The organism is Mycobacterium sp. NGS49 (assembly GCF_059812565.1).
Map to the genome: position 1 here is coordinate 16,463 of NZ_JCALCX010000001.1, position 16,584 is coordinate 33,046.

General features: G+C 67.0%; 14 protein-coding genes. 12 read left to right on the forward strand and 2 right to left on the reverse strand.

What is annotated here, in order from left to right:
• Positions 1–97 precede the first annotated feature (97 nt).
• The 6 genes from sucB to AC5Y7D_RS00110 all read left to right on the forward strand — a co-directional run bounded on the left by sucB (position 98) and on the right by AC5Y7D_RS00110 (position 6,882).
• A complete protein-coding gene (gene sucB, locus AC5Y7D_RS00085; protein WP_499920299.1) occupies positions 98–1,891 on the forward strand; it encodes a 2-oxoglutarate dehydrogenase, E2 component, dihydrolipoamide succinyltransferase in 1,794 nt (597 codons plus the stop codon).
• Positions 1,892–1,908: 17 nt separating this feature from the next.
• On the forward strand, positions 1,909–2,820 hold the full coding sequence (locus AC5Y7D_RS00090; RefSeq protein WP_499920304.1) for a TIGR01777 family oxidoreductase: 912 nt from the start codon (positions 1,909–1,911) through the stop codon (positions 2,818–2,820).
• A 115-nt stretch (positions 2,821–2,935) separates the two neighbouring features.
• The gene (locus tag AC5Y7D_RS00095) at positions 2,936–3,664 is read left to right on the forward strand and encodes a flavodoxin family protein (protein ID WP_499920307.1); all 729 of its coding nucleotides are present in this window, start codon (positions 2,936–2,938) and stop codon (positions 3,662–3,664) included.
• Positions 3,665–3,690: 26 nt separating this feature from the next.
• On the forward strand, positions 3,691–4,542 hold the full coding sequence (locus AC5Y7D_RS00100; protein WP_499920309.1) for a hypothetical protein: 852 nt from the start codon (positions 3,691–3,693) through the stop codon (positions 4,540–4,542).
• Positions 4,543–4,558: 16 nt separating this feature from the next.
• Positions 4,559–5,218 carry an RraA family protein gene (locus AC5Y7D_RS00105; protein ID WP_499920312.1) on the forward strand — a complete coding sequence of 220 codons (660 nt, stop codon included), beginning with the start codon at positions 4,559–4,561 and terminating at the stop codon, positions 5,216–5,218.
• Positions 5,215–6,882, forward strand: coding sequence for an acetolactate synthase large subunit (locus AC5Y7D_RS00110; protein ID WP_499920314.1), 1,668 nt, complete (start codon positions 5,215–5,217; stop codon positions 6,880–6,882). Before AC5Y7D_RS00105 ends, AC5Y7D_RS00110 begins: the two co-directional genes overlap by 4 nt.
• 1 nt (position 6,883) lies before the next feature.
• On the opposite strand, the gene AC5Y7D_RS00115 is transcribed toward AC5Y7D_RS00110, so the two are convergent.
• On the reverse strand, positions 6,884–7,240 hold the full coding sequence (locus AC5Y7D_RS00115; protein WP_499920316.1) for a DUF1622 domain-containing protein: 357 nt from the start codon (positions 7,238–7,240) through the stop codon (positions 6,884–6,886).
• A gap of 60 nt (positions 7,241–7,300) precedes the next feature.
• Here AC5Y7D_RS00115 and lipB point away from each other — a divergent pair, with 60 nt between their 5' ends.
• From lipB to AC5Y7D_RS00135, 4 genes are all read left to right on the forward strand, one after another.
• Positions 7,301–7,990 (forward strand): lipoyl(octanoyl) transferase LipB, encoded by a 690-nt coding sequence (gene lipB, locus AC5Y7D_RS00120; protein WP_499920318.1) that lies wholly within the window; start codon positions 7,301–7,303, stop codon positions 7,988–7,990.
• Positions 7,987–8,922, forward strand: coding sequence for a lipoyl synthase (gene lipA / locus AC5Y7D_RS00125; RefSeq protein ID WP_499920320.1), 936 nt, complete (start codon positions 7,987–7,989; stop codon positions 8,920–8,922). Before lipB ends, lipA begins: the two co-directional genes overlap by 4 nt.
• Positions 8,923–8,948: 26 nt before the next feature.
• Entirely contained in the window at positions 8,949–9,701 is a 753-nt protein-coding gene (locus tag AC5Y7D_RS00130) for a DUF4191 domain-containing protein (RefSeq protein WP_499920322.1), read from the forward strand.
• A gap of 371 nt (positions 9,702–10,072) precedes the next feature.
• A complete protein-coding gene (locus AC5Y7D_RS00135; RefSeq protein WP_499920324.1) occupies positions 10,073–12,409 on the forward strand; it encodes a PE family protein in 2,337 nt (778 codons plus the stop codon).
• A gap of 3 nt (positions 12,410–12,412) precedes the next feature.
• On the opposite strand, the gene AC5Y7D_RS00140 is transcribed toward AC5Y7D_RS00135, so the two are convergent.
• Positions 12,413–12,835 carry an RDD family protein gene (locus AC5Y7D_RS00140; RefSeq protein WP_499920328.1) on the reverse strand — a complete coding sequence of 141 codons (423 nt, stop codon included), beginning with the start codon at positions 12,833–12,835 and terminating at the stop codon, positions 12,413–12,415.
• Between the two features lie 229 nt (positions 12,836–13,064).
• On the opposite strand from AC5Y7D_RS00140, the gene glnA reads away from it, so the two are divergent.
• Together glnA and AC5Y7D_RS00150 are read left to right on the forward strand one after the other, a co-directional pair.
• Positions 13,065–14,501, forward strand: coding sequence for a type I glutamate--ammonia ligase (glnA, locus tag AC5Y7D_RS00145; protein WP_499920330.1), 1,437 nt, complete (start codon positions 13,065–13,067; stop codon positions 14,499–14,501).
• A 189-nt stretch (positions 14,502–14,690) separates the two neighbouring features.
• Positions 14,691–16,571 (forward strand): PPE domain-containing protein, encoded by a 1,881-nt coding sequence (locus AC5Y7D_RS00150; RefSeq protein ID WP_499920333.1) that lies wholly within the window; start codon positions 14,691–14,693, stop codon positions 16,569–16,571.
• The last annotated feature ends 13 nt before the right edge of the window (positions 16,572–16,584 follow it).

Here is a 16,584-nt window from a genome sequence, read left to right on the forward strand (position 1 = left end):
TTGACCTCGGCATGGGTTGCCCACCTGTTTCTTGACGGTGTGGTAAGCCAGAGGTCGACCTGCGCCGATCCGACGACCGTCCGAGGAGTCAACAGAGATGGCCTTCTCCGTCCAGATGCCGGCACTTGGTGAGAGCGTCACCGAGGGAACGGTCACCCGCTGGCTCAAGCAGGAAGGCGACACGGTCGAGGTCGACGAGCCACTCGTCGAGGTTTCGACGGACAAGGTTGACACCGAAATCCCCTCGCCCGCTGCGGGCGTGCTCACCAAGATCATCGCCCAGGAGGACGACACCGTAGAGGTGGGTGGCGATCTGGCCATCATCGGCGACTCCGACGACGACGGGGGCCAAGACGAGGGCGACCAAGAAGGCGGCCAAGAATCATCGCAGCCGGCCCAGGAGCAGTCTCAGGATGAATCCGAGCCGGCGGCCGAAGAGGAACCGGCACCCGAACCCAAGCAGGAGAAGGCCAGCGGGTCGGGCGGCGGCGACGGGACGCCGGTGCTGATGCCGGAGCTGGGCGAATCGGTTACCGAGGGCACCGTGACCCGGTGGCTGAAGAAGGTCGGCGACTCGGTCCAGGTGGACGAGCCGCTGGTGGAAGTGTCCACCGACAAGGTCGACACCGAGATTCCCTCGCCAGTGGCCGGTGTGCTGGTCAGCATCACCGCTGAAGAGGACGACGTCGTGCAGGTCGGCGGGGAGCTGGCCAAGGTGGGGAGTTCCGATGCCGGCGGGGGTTCGGCCAAGCCGAAAACCCAGCCGAGTGAGGAAAAGGCAGCGGCCGAGCCCGAGCCGGAACCGGAAAAGCAACCCGAGCCAGAGCCAGAGCCAGAACCAGAACCAGAACCAGAACCAGAGGCCAAGAAAGAACCGGAACCCGAGCCCGAACCCAAGCAGGAGCCCAAGCCGGAACCACAAGCCGAAGCCGCGTCCGACGGCGGCCCGTACGTCACGCCGCTGGTACGCAAACTGGCCGCGGAACACAACGTCGACCTGTCCGAAGTCACCGGCACCGGTGTGGGCGGGCGGATCCGCAAGCAGGACGTTCTGGCAGCCGCGGAGAAGAAGAAGCAACCGAAGGAAGAGGCCAAGCCGGCCGCCCAGCCCTCGGCTCCCCCGGCAAAGCCGGCTGCCGCGGCCGCACCGGCACCGTCGCTGGCCCATCTGCGGGGGACCAAGCAGAAGGCCAGCCGGATCCGTCAGATCACCGCCGCCAAGACCCGCGAGTCCCTGCAGGCCACAGCGCAGCTCACCCAGACCCACGAGGTCGACATGACCAAGATCGTGGCGCTCCGGGCCCGGGCAAAGACAGCGTTTGCCGAGCGTGAAGGGGTGAACCTGACGTACCTGCCGTTCATCGCGCGGGCTGTCATCGACGCCCTGAAGATCCACCCGAACATCAACGCCAGCTACAACGAGGAAACCAAGGAGATCACCTACTACGACGCCGAGCACCTCGGATTCGCCGTCGACACCGAACAGGGACTGCTCTCCCCCGTCATCCACAACGCCGGCGACCTGTCCCTGGCCGGCCTGGCCCGCGCTATTGCCGACATCGCCAACCGCGCGCGATCGGGCAACCTTAAACCCGACGAGTTGTCCGGTGGCACCTTCACCATCACCAACATCGGCAGCCAGGGCGCACTGTTCGACACGCCGATCCTGGTGCCGCCGCAGGCCGCCATGCTTGGCACCGGCGCCATCGTCAAGCGTCCGCGGGTGATCGTCGACGACATGGGCAACGAATCCATCGGTGTCCGGTCGGTCAGCTACCTGCCGCTGACCTACGACCACCGGCTCATCGACGGCGCCGACGCCGGACGGTTCCTGACCACGATCAAGCACCGGCTCGAAGAGGGCGCCTTCGAGGCCGACCTGGGGCTTTAAGGGAGGGCTGCCGAACCGTGGCCAAACCGGTTATCGCGATTGCGGGTTCGTCTGGCTTGATCGGTTCGGCTTTGACCGCGGCGCTGCGCGCGGCTGACCACGACGTGCTGCGGATCGTCCGTCGCACCCCGGCGAACTCCGAAGAGCTGCACTGGAACCCCGAAAGTGGCGGGTTCGATGCCGACGCCCTCGTCGACGTCGATGTGGTGGTCAACCTGTGCGGAGTCAACATCGGCCAGCGCCGATGGTCGGGAGCCTTCAAGCAAAGCCTGCGCGACAGCCGGATCGCGCCGACCGAGGTGCTGGCCGCCGCGGTCGCCGATGCCGGGGTCGGCACGCTGGTCAACGCCAGCGCGGTGGGTTATTACGGCGACACCAAGGACCGTGTGGTCGACGAAACCGATGCCGCCGGGCGCTCCTTTCTCGCCCAGCTGTGCGTGGACTGGGAGGCCGCCACGCTGCCGGCGCAGTATGAAGGCACCCGGGTGGTGTTGGCCCGCACCGGCCTGGTGCTGGCGCCCTCCGGCGGGGCCCTGCGGATGATGCGGCCGGTGTTCTCGCTGGGCTTGGGCGCCCGGCTGGGCAGCGGCCGTCAGTACATGTCGTGGATCAGTCTCGAAGACGAGGTGCGGGCGCTGCTCTTTGCGATCTCGCATCCGAGCTTGTCCGGCCCGGTGAACCTTACCGGCCCCGCGCCGGTGACCAACGCGGAGTTCACCACCGCGCTGGGCCGGGCGATCAACCGCCCCACTGCCATGGTCATGCCGGGTTTCGCCGTGCGCGCAGCACTCGGCGAATTCGCCGACGAGGGCCTGCTCACCGGCCAACGCGCCATTCCGACAGCGCTCGAGGATGCCGGTTTCCACTTCCACCACAACACAATTGGCGAGGCGCTGGACTACGCGACCGCACGTCGCGAGCAGGACTGAACACCCGTGCCGAACCCATTTCGCGGCCGCGCGTATTGAGGTATCTTGCTTCCGGCGCGTTACCAGCCGACACGACCGACGATGGAGAAGCGTGACTGCCTCGATTTTCCATGACATGAAATCAGAGGGCCCGCTCTATGCGCTCTTTCTGAATTGCACTTTGAAGAAGGGTCCGGAGGTCTCCAACACCGAGGCACTGTGCAATCTGCTTATCGAACGTCTGCGGGCCCATGAACCGGACATCGAAACCGAAATCGTCCGAGTGGTGGATTACAACGTCAAGCCCGGCATCGGGAACGATGAGGGCGAGGGCGACGAGTGGCCGGCGATCTTGGAAAAAGTCAAGCGCTGCAACATCATCGTGCCCGCGATGCCGATCTGGATGGGGGTGCGTTCATCGGTGATGCAGCGGGTGATCGAGCGTCTGGACGGCACCACGAAAACGGTGATGTGCGAACGTACCGGGCAATTCCCGCTGTATGGATCGGTGGCCGGCTGTGTGGTGACCGGCAACGAGGACGGCAGCCACGACTGCGTCGCCAACACTTTCGCCAACCTGTTGCATTTCGGCGTGACGGTGCCACCCAACACCGACGTCTACTGGGTCGGTGATGCCGGGCCGGGTGCCAGCTATATCGAGGCGGGCGGCGAACTGTCGCCCTATGTGCGGCGCAACGCCGAACTGGCGGCGCTGAACCTGCTTTTCGGCGCGAAGCTGCTGAGAGACAACCCCTACACCATCAACATCGCCGAGCACAACGCGACGATGATGCGGCGCAACGAGGTCAAGGCTGCGGCGATGAACCTTGCCATCACATACATGCGCGACAACATGCCGAACTGATCGTTTGCCGACTGACCGACACAGCAATGCAGGGCGATCCGCTCCCCAGTATCAGCGAGGCCGAAGCGACCGGGCACATGGCCGAACTTTACGACGACATTCGGAAGACACTGGGGATGTCATTCGTCAATCTGGTGTGGCGCCACCTCGCATCGATCCCCGGCGGCCTGGACTGGACCTGGGCGACGATGAAGCCGCTGTACGGCAACGGCGCCGTGTACTCGGAGGCCGACGCGCTGCGCGCCGCCCCCGAACTGCCTCCGGTGCCCCGGTTCACCACTGCAGCGCTCCGGTCGATCGGCATCGAGGAAGATCACGAAACAACGATCAGGGCAACGCTTTTCGGCTACGACAGGGGCAACCCTTTGAACACCGTGGCGTTCTGCGCGGTCCTGGCCCGTCTGCACGGAATCCCACCACCGCCGTGCCCGCCGGTGCGCCCGCCGTCCCGTGCGCCCTCGGCATCACCCGTGCTTCCCCCGCTGAACTTCGACGAGATGCCACCCCACGTCGCGGAAATGGTGCGCAGCGTCAACCTGATCGGAGCTCGCGGGCAGGGGCGGGCCCTGCAGGTCAGCCTGCCCCGAAATCTGGCTCGCTGGCCCGCCATGTTGGTCCTCTACTACGCAGCCCTGCAGCCGCTGCATGACAGCGGATCGCTGCTGGCCGCCGTGGACTGCGTGGTGCAGGACGGCAGACGGCGCGGCGCCGCAGTCAGCGGAGCCCTGGGCCCTACCGGCCTCCCCGATGTCGCGACGGCGGCGGCCGTGCGAACTTCGCTGGAACAGCTGATACCCCACGCGATGGGGCGCATGATTCCCGTGGTGAGCCTGCTGCTTCGGATGCTGCCCGTTGGTCCGACAGGATTTATCCGTTGATTGGAGAGGTGAAGGCATGAAGCTGACCGAGTTGGTTGCGGGTCTCGGAGTCGCCGATGTGGTCGACGCGATGACGATGACGCACGCGCACCGCGCGCACATCATCGAACTCGACAGCCCAGATCCCAGCCGGGTACTCATCGGCCCGGCGGTGACGATCTCCTACCTTCCGGTGCGCAAGGACCTGATGGACCCGGAGAAGCACAGCCTCGGGCCGGCCATCTACCGGGCCGTCGCCAAGCATGACCCGGCCGGAGCGGTGCTGGTCATGGCGTCCAACGGCTACCCGCACACGTCGCTGGGTGGCGGCACCAAGCTCAGCCGGGTGGAAAACCTCGGTATGGCAGGCATTCTCGCCGATGGCAAACTGCGGGACTACGAAGAGCTGAACACCTATCGGTTCGCCACCTACAGCCGGGGCGAAACGGTGCGCGCGGGCGGCAACGAAGTCCAGCCCTACCTGGCCGACGTCCCGATCGCCGTGGGTGGGGTCACCGTCGTGCCCGGCGACGTCATCTTCGCCAAAGGTTCTACGGCCGTGGTGATCCCGGGCGCAGAGGCCGAAGCCGTCCTGACCAAGGCGCGCAACATCATGCACAAGATGGACGCCGCCAAGGAGAGCCTGAAGAACGAAGACCCCCGGACCGTCCTCCGTCAGGGCAGCGGCGAACTGTGAACACACCGGCTGACACCAGCGAGCAGTTGGTCAGCGCGCTGGTTGCCGAAGGAGTCGAATACGTCTTCGGGATCCCCGGCGATGAGAACCTGCACTTTCTGGAGGCACTGCGCAAAGACGGGCGGATCACCTTCATCCTGTTCCGCCACGAGCAGGCCGCGGGCTTCGCCGCGGCAGCGTACGGGCGGCTGACCGGCAAGCTGGCAGTTGCCATGTCGACACTCGGCGCCGGTGCGATGAACCTGACCACGCCAGTGGCGCACGCGTATCTGGCGGCCATGCCGATGCTGGTGCTCACCGGCCAGAAGGCGGTGCGCGACAACAGGATGGGCCAGTATCAGCTGGTCGACGTGGTCGACGTGATGCGCCCCATCACCAAGTTCGCCGCCAAGATCCCGTCCGGCGCGATGGCCGGGTCGCTGCTGAGGCAGGCAATGATGTCTGCGCTGGGCGGGCGACAGGGCCCGGCGCACTTGGAGCTGCCCGAGGATGTGGCCCGCGACACCGACCTCGGCCCGTCCGTTGCGTGCCGGCACAGCGACATACCCGTCGCCACACAGGAGAGCATCGACGCGGCAGCGGATCTGATTCAGCGGGCCGCCCGGCCACTGATCATGGTCGGCGGTGGCACCCGCGCCAATCGACCGGAGGTCGCGGCGGCGGTGCGTGCGCTGATCGACAAGACCCAGATCCCTTTCGTCGTCACCATGATGGGCAAGGGGGTCGCCGACGAGGACCACCCGCTGTACGTGGGTTGTTCGATCATGCCCGCCGATTATCCGAACTGCGCCATCCAGGCGGCCGACCTGATCCTCAACGTCGGCCATGACGTCATGGAAAAGCCCACCCTGTTCATGCAGGCCGACGGCAAGCAAACCGTCATCCACCTCAATCCCTTTGCCGCCCAAGGCGACAACAGCTACTTCCCGCAGGCTCAGATCGTCGGCGAGATGGCCGACGCGCTGCGCCGGCTCACCGCGCAGCTGACCCCGAATCCCGCCTGGGACCACGCCGAGTTCCACCAGTTGGCCGAGGCGACGCGGCACAGCATCGCCCGCTCGGCGACCGACACGTCATTCCCTGCCAAACAGGGCCACCTCATCGCGACGCTGCGCGAGTTCATGGCCGACGACGACATCCTGTCCCTCGACAACGGCATCCACATGATGTGGGCGACAAGGAATTTCAACGCCCGCCAGCCCAACACCATGCTGATCGATCACGCGCTCGGATCGATGGGCATCAGCCTGCCCGCGGCGATCGCGGCCAAGCTTGTGCATCCGGAACGCAAGGTGGTGGTGCTGACCGGCGACGGCGGTTTCGCGATGAATGTTCAGGATCTCGAGACCGCGGTGCGGCTACGGCTGGACCTGATCGTGGTGGTGTTCAACGACAAGAGCCTGGGCATGATCGCGATGAAACAAGTCGCCGATGGGTATCAGCGCTACGGCGTCGACTTCGGCAATCCCGACTTCGTCGCCCTCGCCCGCAGCTACGGCGCCACCGGACATCGCCTCGACGATCCGGCACAGTTCGGTGCCCTGCTCGACGAGGCTGCCGCCGCGGGCGGCGTGCACATCATCGACGCCCCGGTCGACCCGCACGCGAACATGGCCCTGATGCAGGAGATGCGGTCGGTCGACTGTTCGCGCGCCGGCGGTTAGCTCACGCGACGTCCGCCTTCGCATCGGCCTCCCGCCACGGCCATTTGCCGGTCATTTCCACGGTCAGCGAGAGGCTGAGGAAAGTCCGGATCGCCACGACGCCGGCCAGGGCCGCGACGTGTTGCGCGTTGGGCGTGACGACGATTGTCTTGACGATGTCGCCGGCCACCAGGAATTCCAGCCCGATCAGAATCGACCGTCCCAGGTTGTTGCGCAGGTCGCGATAAGCCTCGTCCGGCTGTCGCGCCACCCGGGCAAGGAACAGCGAACAGGCGATTATGCAGCCGATGACGATCACCGAGACACCTGCGACATCGATGGCCGAACCGACGTGGTCCACGATCTGCAGCAGACTCATGGCAGGCAGATTAGCTGCTGGTCGAGCCGTCGGGGCAGCGCTTCGCGTAACGTCGCTGAGGTGACGGGTTCAATCCGGTCCAGCGCCGCCACGATCGACGTACGGCAGCTCGCAACCATCGACTACCAGGACGCCTGGCAGCTGCAGCGCGACCTGGCCGATGCCCGGGTCGCCGGCGGAACCGACACCCTCCTGCTGCTGCAGCACCCGGCCGTCTACACCGCCGGCCGGCGCACCGAACCGCACGAACGTCCGTTGGATGGCACCCCCGTCGTCGACACCGACCGGGGCGGCAAGATCACCTGGCACGGCCCCGGGCAATTGGTCGGGTATCCGATCATCGGTTTGGCCGAGCCCCTCGACGTGGTGAATTACGTTCGGCGTCTCGAGGAGGCCCTGATCAAGGTGTGCGGCGATCTAGGCCTGGAAACCGGACGGGTGGACGGACGCTCCGGGGTCTGGGTTGCCGGCCGGCCCGCCCGCAAGGTCGCCGCGATCGGGGTGCGGGTGGCGCGCTCGACGACGTTGCACGGGTTCGCGCTGAACTGCGATTGTGAACTGTCGTCGTTCACTGCGATCGTGCCGTGCGGCATCAGCGATGCCGGCGTCACCTCATTGTCCGCCGAACTCGGCCGTCACATCGCGGTGGACGACGTCAGAGCCGCCGTTGCCGATGCCGTGTGCGAGGCCCTGGACGGGTCGTTGCCGGTCCGGGATCAGTTGCCCGGCCGCGTAGCATCGAGCATGTGACTGTCGCTCCCCAGGGTCGGAAACTGCTGCGCCTCGAGGTGCGCAATGCCGAGACTCCGATCGAGCGCAAGCCGCCGTGGATCAAGACTCGGGCCCGGATGGGACCGGAGTACACCGAGCTCAAGAGCCTGGTCCGGCGCGAAGGCCTGCATACCGTGTGTGAGGAGGCCGGCTGCCCCAACATCTTCGAATGCTGGGAGGACCGGGAGGCGACATTCCTGATCGGCGGCGACCAGTGCACCCGCCGCTGTGACTTCTGCCAGATCGACACCGGCAAGCCCGCCGAGCTGGACCGCGACGAGCCTCGCCGGGTGGCCGAGAGCGTGCAGACCATGGGGCTGCGCTACGCCACCGTCACCGGTGTCGCCCGCGATGACCTGCCCGACGGCGGGGCCTGGCTGTACGCCGAAACGGTACGGGCCATCAAGGAGCTCAACCCGTCGACCGGCGTTGAACTGCTGGTTCCGGACTTCAACGGCGAACCCGCCCGGCTCGCCGAGGTGTTCGAGTCCCGCCCGGAAGTGTTGGCGCACAACGTCGAAACGGTGCCGCGCATCTTCAAGCGGATCCGTCCCGCTTTCACCTACCAGCGCAGTATGGATGTGCTCACGGCGGCGCGGGACTTCGGCCTTGTCACCAAGAGCAACCTCATTCTGGGCCTGGGGGAAACTCCCGACGAAGTGCGCACGGCGCTGGCCGACCTGCACGACGCCGGCTGCGACATCGTCACCATCACGCAGTATCTGCGGCCGACGGCGCGGCATCATCCGGTCGAACGCTGGGTGACACCGGATGAGTTCGTCGAGTTTGCACGGTTCGCCGAGGCTCTGGGCTTCGCCGGCGTTCTGGCGGGGCCGCTGGTTCGCTCGTCCTACCGGGCCGGCCGGCTCTACGAGCAGGCCCGCGCGGCGCGAACCTCGACGCCTGGATAACCGGCGCGTACGTATCCTTAGTGACTATGGCGAAATCCCGATCTGCTGCGGAGAACAAGGCCGCCAAGGCCGAGGCGGCGGCCGCCCGAAAGGCGGCCGCCAAACAACGCCGGGCTCAGCTGTGGCAGGCGTTCAACATGCAGCGCAAGCAGGACAAGCGCCTGCTGCCATACATGATCGGCGCCTTCGTGTTGATCGTGGCCGTCAGCGTGGCGATCGGTGTCTGGGCCGGCGGGCTGACCATGATCATGATGATCCCAATCGGTCTGCTGCTGGGCGCACTGGTGGCGTTCATCATCTTCGGCCGACGGGCCCAGCGCAGCGTCTTCAAGCAGGCCGAGGGCCAGACGGGCGCCGCCGCATGGGTGCTGGACAACCTCAGGGGCAAGTGGCGGGTGACCCCCGGGGTGGCCGCCACCGGCCACTTCGACGCGGTGCACCGGGTGATCGGCCGACCCGGTGTCATTCTGGTCGGCGAGGGTTCGGCCACGCGCGTCAAACCGTTGCTCGCTCAGGAGAAGAAGCGCACGGCGCGGGTGGTCGGGGAAGTGCCGATCTACGACATCATCGTGGGAAACGGCGAGGGTGAGGTGGCGTTGGCCAAGTTGGAGCGCCACTTGAACCGCCTTCCCGCCAACATCACGGCGAAGCAGATGGATACATTGGAGTCCCGGCTGGCTGCGCTCGGTTCGCGGGCCGGCGCCGCGATGATGCCTAAAGGGCCGCTGCCCAACTCCGGCAAGATGCGCGGGGTTCAGCGCACGGTGCGCCGTAAGTAATTAGCGCTGTCCCGCTGGGCCTGCCGACAATTCGGTGAATTTAAATCAATCGACCGAAATGCGCCATGCCCCAGTGGTCGTCCGCGCGCCGGCAGTCGCGGCCACCGGCCTGCGACCGTGCTGCCAGCAGGTTCTGTGACCGCCGGGCTCTATCGCGTTGTAAAGCTGATTTACAGGGAGTCCCACAAATGGCGACTATTCGCCATTCTGTATAACGACTTAACATTGACGACGAGGGAAATAAATAGCTTTATAACAGTTTGATAAACAAGCGTGAATTACGTCATACTCCCCCGTACGTTTGCCCGTGATATTCCGGGCAATTCAGCGCGACTCGTCGGAAGCCGGGTCTCGACGGTGGGAGGACAGCAGTGTCGTTTGTGATCGTGTCGACGGAGACTGTGGCAGCGGCGGCGTCGAATCTGGCAAGTATCGGGTCGGCCGTCAGCACGGCCAACGCAGCGGCGACGACATCGACGACAGAGCTGGTGGCAGCGGGTGCCGATGAGGTGTCAGCGGCCGTGGCGGCGCTGTTCAACGGGCACGGCGAGATGTATCGCTCCGTCAGCGCCCAGGCGACGGCCTTTCACGAAGAATTCGTGCGCATCCTGAGCGCGGGCGGGATCGCCTACGGCAGCGCGGATGCGGTGAACGCCTCGTTGCAGACGATCCAGCAGAACCTGCTCGGCGCGATCAACGCCCCCACCCAGACGCTCTTGGGACGCCCGCTGATCGGCAACGGCGCCAACGGATTGCCCGGTACCGGCCAGAACGGCGGAGCCGGTGGGCTGCTGTTCGGCAACGGCGGCAACGGCGGATCGGGGGCGGCGGGCCAAAAGGGCGGCAGCGGTGGTGCTGCCGGCCTATTCGGCAACGGCGGGTCCGGCGGCGCCGGCGGCACCGGTGCGAACGGTGGTGCCGGAGGCGCCAGTGGGTGGTTGTACGGCAACGGTGGGTCCGGCGGTATCGGCGGACTGGGCCTCGGTGGATCCGGCGGGGCCGGTGGTGCCGGTGGCAACGCGATGGGGCTGATCGGAACCGGCGGCGCGGGCGGAACCGGCGGGCTCGGCACCGTCGGGGGCGCCGGCGGCAGCGGCGGCAGCGGCGGCCTGCTCTTCGGTGTCGGGGGCAACGGTGGCGCCGGCGGGGTCGGAGCCGGTGGGGTCGGCGGAGCCGGCGGTCACGGCGGCAACGTCTTCGGGCTCATCGGCAACGGAGGCGCGGGAGGTGTCGGCGGACAAACCGGCGACGGGACCGTCGCGGCGCCGGCCGGTGGCAACGGCGGTACCGGCGGCTGGCTGTTAGGCAACGGCGGCGCGGGCGGCGCGGGCGGATACAACATCTTCGGTGGCCCGGGTGGCGCAGGTGGCGCCGGTGGCAACGTGCTCGGCCTCATCGGTGACGGCGGCGCCGGTGGCGCCGGCGGATACACGACGACCGGCGTGGCCGGGGCCGGCGGCGCCGGCGGCGGCGGCGGGCACCTGCTGGGCAACGGCGGAAGCGGGGGAAACGGCGGCATGGCGACCGCCGCCGGCGGCACCGGCGGGGCCGGCGGCGCGGGCGGCAACGCGCTCACCGTCATCGGCAACGGCGGAGCCGGCGGTCTGGGCGGCAACGGTGTCGCGGGTAGCGGTGGAGCCGGCGGCAGCGGCGGCAACGGCGGCCTGGTGATCGGCTTCGGCGGTAACGGCGGAGCCGGCGGCCTCGGTGCCGCAGGGGTCGGTGGTGCCGGCGGCAACGGTGGCAATGCCATCGGGCTGATCGGCGACGGCGGCGCCGGTGGCGTCGGCGGGCAGAGCGCTACCGCGGTCACCCAGGCGGCCGCCGGAGGTAATGGCGGCACCGGCGGCCTGCTGTTCGGCAACGGCGGCACCGGAGCCGCCGGCGGGTACAACACCCTCGGTGGCGCGGGTGGCGCCGGCGGTCGCGGCGGCAGCGTGCTGGGGCTCATCGGCGACGGCGGGGCCGGCGGCGCCGGCGGGGCCACCACGAACGGAACGGGCGGCACCGGCGGCGGCGGTGGCGTCAGCGGGCGGCTGTTCGGCAACGGCGGACTGGCCGGCAACGGCGGCACCGCAACCAGCGCCGGAGGCACCGGCGGGGCCGGCGGCACCGGCGGCGACTCCGTCGCGCTCGTCGGCAACGGCGGAGCCGGCGGGGTCGGCGGTTACGGCGTCTTCGGCAGCGGCGGGGCCGGCGGCAGCGGCGGCACCAGCGGTCTGTTGTTCGGCTTCGGCGGCAACGGCGGACTCGGCGGACTCGGCGGCGGCGTAGCCGGGGTCGGCGGGGCCGGCGGCAACGGCGGCAGCGCGGTCGGGCTCATCGGCAACGGTGGCAATGGCGGGCTGGGCGGCTTCGGCTTCACCGGCGGCGCGCACGGCGGTGGCGGCGGCAACGGCGGCGTGCTGTGGGGCAACGGCGGTGACGGTGGCGGCGGCGGCCAACTCGGCGGTGCCGGCGGCAACGGCGGCAACGCCGGCATGTGGTTCGGCAACGGCGGGGCCGGCGGTGACGGCTATGCCGGCGACAACGGCGTCATCAAGGGCGGTAACGGCGGCAGCGGCGGTCGTGCCGCCTCCGGCATCGGCTTCGGTGGCAACGGCGGCAGCGGCGGTCTCAACGGGGGTGCCGGCGGCGGCACCGGGGGTGCCGGCGGCCAGGGCAGCGCGCTGCCGGGCACATCCGGCAGCGCCGGCGCCAACGGGTGAGTTTCAGCGGCGTAGCACCGCGGTCCTGGTCAACCGGTCCTGCAAGCCTCGGCCGTCCGTATCGGTGAACAGCGGCGGGACCACCAAGAAGATCAGCAGTCCGCGGGCCAAGGCGCGACCGATGCCGATCGGCAATCGGCCATCGGTCGCCGCCACCTGGATCCGCAGCGCAAGCTGGCCGGGCGAGAACCCGAACAGTCGCACCGACACCGCGCCGATCACCAGCCACACCACCGCTTGCACCGTCGACAACAACGTGTCGGAGATCGCGCCGAACGTCAGCGCCAACAGCGCCAGCCCGCCGGCGATCAACCAGTCGACCAGCAACGCCAACAGGCGGCGTCCCATCGGCGCCACCGAACCCGGACCGGTCTGCGGCAGGCCGAGCGTTTCGCCGGGGTAACCGGCAGATGATTGCGGTGTCATCGCACATGTCCGGTGATCTCGGGTGTCCCCGGATGGCATAGCCCATTCAGCATCGGCGGCGGACCAGTTACGATCTTGCGGGCCATGGCCTTCACAATAGGGCCCGGCGGTCACCCGGGTGCTGTTGCGGCCGCCGTGGTACGTAACGTCTGCGCAACACGGGGTTGACTGACGGGCAACAACTGCTCCCTAGCGTCGGCCGCGAATCACCAAGTAAAGGAGCCTTCCTGTGACGGATAAGACGCCCGACGACGTCTTCAAACTTGCCAAAGACGAAAACGTCGAGTTTGTCGACGTCCGTTTCTGCGACCTGCCCGGCATCATGCAGCACTTCACCATTCCGATCTCGTTCTTCGACGAGAGCGTGTTCGAGGACGGCCTGGCCTTCGACGGCTCGTCGATCCGTGGTTTCCAGTCGATCCACGAGTCCGACATGTTGCTGCTCCCGGACCCGGAAACCGCGCAGGTCGACCTGTTCACCCAGGCCAAGACGCTGAACCTCAACTTCTTCGTACACGACCCGTTCACCCTCGAGCCCTACTCCCGCGACCCGCGCAACGTCGCCCGCAAGGCCGAGAACTACCTGATCAGCACCGGCATCGCCGACACGGCGTACTTCGGCGCCGAGGCCGAGTTCTACATCTTCGACTCGGTGAGCTTCGACTCGCGCACCAACGGCTCGTTCTACGAGGTCGACGCGATCTCGGGCTGGTGGAACACCGGTGCGGCCACCGAGGCCGACGGCAGCCCCAACCGCGGGTACAAGGTGCGCCCCAAGGGTGGCTACTTCCCGGTGGCGCCCGTCGACCACTACGTCGACCTGCGCAGCAAGATGCTGCAGAACCTGATCGCGGCCGGCTTCAGCCTGGAGAAGGGCCACCACGAGGTGGGCACCGGCGGACAGGCCGAGATCAACTACAAGTTCAACACCCTGCTGCACGCCGCCGACGACATGCAGCTCTACAAGTACATCGTCAAGAACACCGCGTGGGCGAACGGGAAGACCGTCACGTTCATGCCCAAGCCGCTCTTCGGTGACAACGGCTCCGGCATGCACACCCACCAGTCGTTGTGGAAGGACGGCAGCCCGCTGATGTACGACGAGACCGGGTACGCCGGCCTGTCGGACACCGCCCGCCACTACATCGGTGGCCTGCTGCACCACGCACCGTCGCTGCTGGCTTTCACCAACCCGACGGTGAACTCCTACAAGCGACTGGTGCCCGGCTACGAGGCCCCGATCAACCTGGTGTACAGCCAGCGAAATCGGAGTGCGTGCGTCCGTATTCCGATCACGGGCAGCAACCCCAAGGCCAAGCGGCTGGAGTTCCGCTGCCCCGACTCGTCGGGCAACCCGTACCTGGCGTTCGCGGCGATGCTGATGGCCGGACTGGACGGCATCAAGAACAAGATCGAGCCGCAGGCTCCGGTCGACAAGGACCTCTACGAGCTGCCGCCGGAGGAGGCCGCGAACATCCCGCAGGCCCCCACCCAGCTGTCGGCGGTGATCGACAAGCTCGAGGAGGACCACGAATACCTCACCGAGGGCGGCGTGTTCACGCCGGACCTGATCGAGACGTGGATCAACTTCAAGCGGGAGAACGAGATCCTGCCGGTCCAGATCCGGCCCACCCCGTACGAGTTCGCGCTCTACTACGACGTTTAGAGGACGTCTGAAGACGGCTGAACGGGCCCGCCCGCTCGGCGACGAAACCGGTCGCTGAGCAGGCGGGCCCTTCGGCATCTGCAGCAGATCGCACGATTTCTGAGATTGCCAGGCAAGTTGGCGTTAGTTTGGGTGCTGCCCTGTTGGCATCAGCTGCCGCGGTGACGGCTTCTCGCATGGAGAGTGATCGTGCCCAATTTCGCCATACTGCCACCCGAGATCAACTCGGCGCTCATGTTCGCCGGCGCCGGGTCCGAGCCCTTATTGACGGCAGCGGTCGCCTGGCAGTCGTTGGGCGATCAGTTGAGCTCGTCGGCCGCCTCGTTCTCCTCGGTGACCTCGACCCTGACAACCGGCGGCTGGCAGGGCGCGGCGTCGGCCTCGATGGCTGCGGCGGCCGCCCCGTATACCGCGTGGCTCAACGCTGCGGCGGCACAGGCGACCGGGACGGCGGGCCAGGCCCAGGCGATCGCCGGGGTGTTTGAGACAGCGCGGGCGGCCATAGTCAGCCCGGTGGCGATAGCGGCCAACCGGTCTCAGATCGTGTCGCTGGTGTTGACGAATCTGTTCGGGCAGAACGCCCCGGCAATCGCGGCCATCGAGGGCATCTACGAGGAAATGTGGGCCCAGGACGTGACGGCCATGTCCGGGTACCACGCCGCCGCCGCTGCCGCGGTCGCGCAGTTGGCGCCCTGGCAGCAGGGCCTGCAGAACCTGCTGGCCACCGCCGGACTGGACAACTTGGGCATCGGCAACAAGGGCAACTACAACGTGGGCGCCGGAAACACCGGTAACCAAAATATGGGCAACGGCAACATCGGCGACTCCAACGTCGGCAGCGGGAACACCGGCAGTGCGAACATCGGCAGCGGCAACACCGGCAATTCAAACCTGGGCAGCGGAAATCACGGAGACGGGAACGTCGGCGGCGGCAACCGCGGCACCGGCAACGCCGGCGGCGGCAACAACGGCACCCAGAATGTGGGTTTCGCCAATTCGGGTAACGAAAACATCGGCGGCGGCAACAAGGGCGACGGAAATCTCGGGTTCGCAAACATCGGGCCGACCAATACCGAGGCACGCGCGAACATCGGTAGTGCCAACACCGGCAGCTTCAACCGAGGTTCGGGAAATACCGGCGACGGCAACTGGGGTTTCGGCAACACGGGCAACGGCAATATCGGCTTCGGCAATACCGGCAACGGGAACATCGGTTTCGGGCTCACCGGCAACAACCAGATCGGCATCGGCGGTTTCAACACCGGCAACGGCAACATCGGCTTCGGTAACTCCGGCAGCAACAACATCGGCTTCTTCAACTCCGGCTCCAACAATGTCGGCATCTTCAACTCCGGCTTTGCGAACATAGGCTTCGAGAACGCCGGAACCAACAGCACCGGTTTCCAGAACATCGGCGGAACCAACACTGGCTTCTGGAACACCGGCCTAGAAGGCACCGGCTTCGCAAATACCGGTGGCGAAGCAACGGGCGCCTTCAACTCCGGCCGCTACAGCACGGGCTTCTTCAATTCCGGCGATCAGGCCACCGGCATGTTCAACTCCGGTCGCGCCGACACCGGCTTCTTCAATTCGGGCCGGGGCAATTCGGGGTTCTTCAACGCCGGCTCGTTCAACACCGGCTTCGGAAACTCCGGTGACATCAACACCGGCGGCTTCAATTCCGGCAATGTGAACACCGGTTTCGGCAGCTCCAGCAACGGACCCGGTGTCAGCTCGGGTTTCGGTAATACCGGCGTTGGCACGTCGGGGTTCTTCAATCAGGGCAACAGCGCATCGGGATTCGCGAACGCCGGCGACGAAACCTCGGGCGCCCGCAACGGTGCACCCGACACCTCGGGATTCGAGAACTCGGGATTCGGAGGTTCGGGTTTCCGCAATTCCAGCGATAGGGGCTCGGGCTTCTTCAACGGCGACAACAACGGCGCGGGCTTTCAGAACTCGGGCTTTTTCAACATCGGTATCCGCAACTCCGGCATCGGCAATGTCAGCGACTTCGCCATCGCCGATTTCGGGCACTCCGGCTTCTTCCACAGGTCACCCCCGCAGTAACCCTGTCAACGAG

Excerpts from the sequence above, each read along its gene's own strand:
- AC5Y7D_RS00130 (WP_499920322.1), top strand. The coding sequence starts at position 8,949 with ATGGCGAAATCCCGATCTGCTGCGGAGAACAAGGCCGCCAAGGCCGAG.
- AC5Y7D_RS00100 (WP_499920309.1), top strand. The coding sequence starts at position 3,691 with ATGCAGGGCGATCCGCTCCCCAGTATCAGCGAGGCCGAAGCGACCGGG.
- AC5Y7D_RS00115 (WP_499920316.1), bottom strand. The coding sequence starts at position 7,240 with ATGAGTCTGCTGCAGATCGTGGACCACGTCGGTTCGGCCATCGATGTC.
- AC5Y7D_RS00095 (WP_499920307.1), top strand. The coding sequence starts at position 2,936 with ATGAAATCAGAGGGCCCGCTCTATGCGCTCTTTCTGAATTGCACTTTG.
- sucB (WP_499920299.1), top strand. The coding sequence starts at position 98 with ATGGCCTTCTCCGTCCAGATGCCGGCACTTGGTGAGAGCGTCACCGAG.
- AC5Y7D_RS00105 (WP_499920312.1), top strand. The coding sequence starts at position 4,559 with ATGAAGCTGACCGAGTTGGTTGCGGGTCTCGGAGTCGCCGATGTGGTC.
- AC5Y7D_RS00140 (WP_499920328.1), bottom strand. The coding sequence starts at position 12,835 with ATGACACCGCAATCATCTGCCGGTTACCCCGGCGAAACGCTCGGCCTG.